Genomic DNA, 3,706 nt, shown 5'->3' on the forward strand with positions numbered 1-3,706 from the left:
CCGGCAAACGAGCTGAAAGCGCGGTTCGACAGCAGTCCGGAGGAGCTGCGGCAGGCGGTGAACGGAATCTGCGACGAGGCTTCGCGGCTGGAGGCGCGTGTGGAGGGCATCGTGGTGGACACGTTCGGGGACACGATCGATCGGGAGATGCTCTCAGAGGAGCTTGCCGCCGAACTGGACGCAAAAGCAACCCAAGTCGGACTCGCCGCCGAGCAGCAGGCCCGCGAAGCGCTTTCCGGACGGGTCAGCGCGCTGGAGAATGCGGTGCCGCAGAAAAGCGAGATGTATTTCGGCACCTACACCGGAACCGGCAGCTATCCGCGCACCCTGTCGATCGGGTTCACACCCAAGGCGGTCATTATCGGCCATAAGGACGGCCTGATCGCGGACGAAACCGCGGTTTACAGCACCTTGATGCTGCAAGGCTACAAAACAGATTACTGTGGCATTGTTTCCAACGGTTTTACGCTGTATGAGTACAAATACAGCAAGCTCAATTACAACGGCGCGCAGTTTTACTACATCGCGTTCCGGTAAAAGGAAAAGGGAAAACCCCCGAGGAATCCTCGGGGGTTTTCGTTGCTGCCTTAAAATTGAAACAGATTTAAGACAGAGTAACCACAGGGCTGGTATACACTACAGTCAGCGTAGCGCCATCATCAGATACGGTCGCATCGTCAACCGTCCAGCTGGTAGCAGTTGCACCGGTGTAGTCACCAGCGAACTTAAAGTTAGCCTTAGCAGTGTAGGTCACAGTTACTTCAACAGTGTAGCCAATACCGGTTGTCGTCGGCAACTTATCATAGTTGTAATAAGTGTTGCCATTCAGCTTGTAGCTAACTGCAGCCGTTGCATTAGTAGTATCCGTTGCCGTGAACAAGTCGTTAAAGGATGCAGCGGAATTCCAAGAAGTATTAGTGGTCAGATCCTTAGCAGTAACAGTCGCACCAGAGATCTCGGAAGTTTCAATTGCCTTATTAACAACCGTAATGGTAGCAGAGGCATCGAACTCGTTCTCCGTACCCTTGCCAACCGTAAAGGTCAGGGTAATTACGTCGTCAACCGTTGCAACCGGCACATTGGTCATGGACAGCGTGGTGGAACCGTTTGCCGCAACCTTGGTGCTGGCAGTTAAAGCCATGCCGGTCAAAGAAGTACCCTTGGAGCTGATCGCGTTCTTCAACTCAACTGTAGTGTTCGCCGGAACATTCTTGGTCGTCAGCGTGAGAGAAACAGGCTGCGCGGAAGCATCATACTCCTGGGTCACATTTGCAATCGAGCCGGACCAGGTCGTGGTATCGTAAGTTTCCTTGAGTGCGTCAGCGTACTTGCCGCGGAACTGGTTGTCGCCAGACTCAACGACCAGCACTTCCAGATCGTCGCTGTCCTTGATCAGGTACAGGGCGTTGGCAATGTATCTGTCGCCGCTGGTGATCATCGCGCCGTCCGCATCGTCATACCACTTGGTAGCCTTGCGGATCGAGCCGGTCGAAGAACCAGTCTTCGCGTCGGTATCGATGTAGAATACCACGGTGTCAGCGGTTACGTCGCGCTCGTAATTCTGAACAGCGGAGCCATCCCAGCCAGCGATCTGAACCGTGGTCTGCTTGCTGTTCACATCGGTGATAGCGCCCAGACCGAAGTTGGTCTCGCCCAGCTTGTACAGATGTACGTCGTCGATGTAACGCTTGTCGGCATCCTCACCGTCGAGGGACTTATAGCCGATCAGGGTGTTCTTCTTGCGGTCACCGGTCTTGGCGTTCTTCTCGTAAACCGTTACGGCCTCGTCAGCGCCCTCGAGCAGCACGTTGTAGGAAACCTCGTTCGTGCCGGATTCCTTCGCGTCGGACAGGATGTAGCCGTAGAAGTCGTTGGAAGTGGTGGTTTCGGGCAGCTTGTCGACCTCAACAGCAATCGCCGCAACGCGGGTCAGGCCGTTTACGTCAGCGGTGAAGTAAGCCGCATCGCCCTCATAAGTGACAGCGGAGCTTTCCAGCGCCTTGAGCTGCTTGCCGGTGATGACCTTGGAGTCATTGCCGGTATCCTTGCCGTTATCCTCGAACAGGATAACCTTGGCAGTGTCGTCAATCTTCTTGCCGCCCAGAGCATCAGCCTTAGCGGTGTACGAAGCGGTGCCGACATAGGTGTAATCGCCGTAGTAATCGTCTTCCGTGGACAGACCCTCGAAAGAGTACTCGCCGCCGGAGATGCTGTACTCATACAGCGCGCCGACCTTCAGGGAAGCATACTTGATCGTGCTGTCATCGTCAACGTCAACAACCTTGGTAGTGTCGTTGAAGAACTGCAGCTTGACCTGATTGCCGCCAATGCCGGTATCCTTGTTAACGACCATCGCAATGTCGGTCACATCAGCCAGAGAGCCGTTGCCCGAAGAGCGCTTGATCTTCCATGCAACGCCGTTTACAACAACAGCCTCGACCTCGTCGCCCGCCTTAACGGTGCTGATATCGGTACGGCTGTCCTTGTCGGTTGCGCCATTGTACCACTCGTCGCCGATTTGGTACTCATGATACTTAACGCCAGTACCCTTGTTTGCGTTGTAGTTCTCGGAAGTGCTGTCCTTCTTCAGGCCGTCCAGCTTGCCGGTGATAACGTCAGCCTTGGCAACGCGGGTGCAGTCGTTGTAGCGGTCGTAGGAGATAATCGCCCAGTCGTCCGCCTTGAGGTCGTCGTCGATGTTCTCTTCGTCGAACTCATAGCTCTTGCCGGCAACTACCTTGGAGGAGGTAACAGAGGTGACCTCAGCCGCGGCGTAGTCGGTGATGATAACGGAGTCGAAGCGGCCGTTGCCGTCGGAATCGACGAACTGCATTACCGCAGAGGAGGTATCCCAATCGTCGAACAGCTCTTCAGCCTCAAAGCCGTACTTGCTGTTGGCAGCAGTGTACTTGACACCCGCCTGAGAGGTGAAGCTCTTGGAGGTACCCGAAGAGGCGCCATCCTCACCGGTTACGGCAGTTTCCTTGCCCTCGATGTCAGTGTAGTAAACATCGATGTAGTCATTGCCGTAAGCGTTCTCGATCGAGTAGGACTTGCCGCCGAACTTGACCTTATCGCCATCGGACTCTACTTCAGAAGCGTTAACGGCGTAGGCTTCGTTGTCGGAAACCGCATAAACGCCGAGGACGTTGTTGGTCTTGCCGTCCTTGAACATGACCTTAACCTTCTGGCCCAGCAGGCTGGAGTAATCCTCCTTCACCTTGGTGAAGTTGGTAGCGTACGGATTGCTGCCGGAGTAAACCTTATCGCTCTCCGCCTCGTCGATACCGGTCAGGGTGAGGGAGTCCTTGCTGACAGTAGTCAGGATACCAACAGACTTGGTCAGACCCATGTAAGCGTAGCCAACGGTTTCCTTGTAGCCATTGCCGAGGTTGTCGTCAAAGGAGTCGGAGTCGGTGGACCACTTGACACGGTTGGTGTCCAGCGTGTTGTAGATCATCTGCGCGGCGTACTGACGCGGCAGGCCGGACTCCAGACCGGAGTTGACGTCGTCCAGGATACCGGCGGAACCGGCATACTTCAGAGTGTTGGTGGACCAGTTGTGACCGGTCAGGCCAGCCTTGTCAGCGTCATAACCGGTCAGAACGAGCAGCATCTTCGCAGCTTCCACGCCGGTTACGGTCGCGTCGGGCTTGAAGGTGTTGTCGCCGTAGCCGGCGATGATGCCCTGGGACTCGCAGAACTT

2 protein-coding genes are annotated in these 3,706 nt (G+C 55.4%); one reads left to right on the plus strand and one right to left on the minus strand.

Annotated features, from left to right (window positions below):
* Positions 1–537, plus strand: a 537-nt coding sequence (locus tag H8S45_RS15500; protein ID WP_186950536.1) for a hypothetical protein, incomplete at its 5' end; no start/stop codon positions are given.
* A gap of 67 nt (positions 538–604) precedes the next feature.
* Here the strand turns inward: H8S45_RS15500 and H8S45_RS15505 are convergent.
* The coding region (locus H8S45_RS15505; protein WP_186950538.1) for an S-layer homology domain-containing protein at positions 605–3,706 on the minus strand (3,102 nt) is incomplete at its 5' end.

This window comes from Agathobaculum faecis (genome assembly GCF_014287995.1).
Lineage (GTDB): Bacteria > Bacillota > Clostridia > Oscillospirales > Butyricicoccaceae > Agathobaculum > Agathobaculum ammoniilyticum.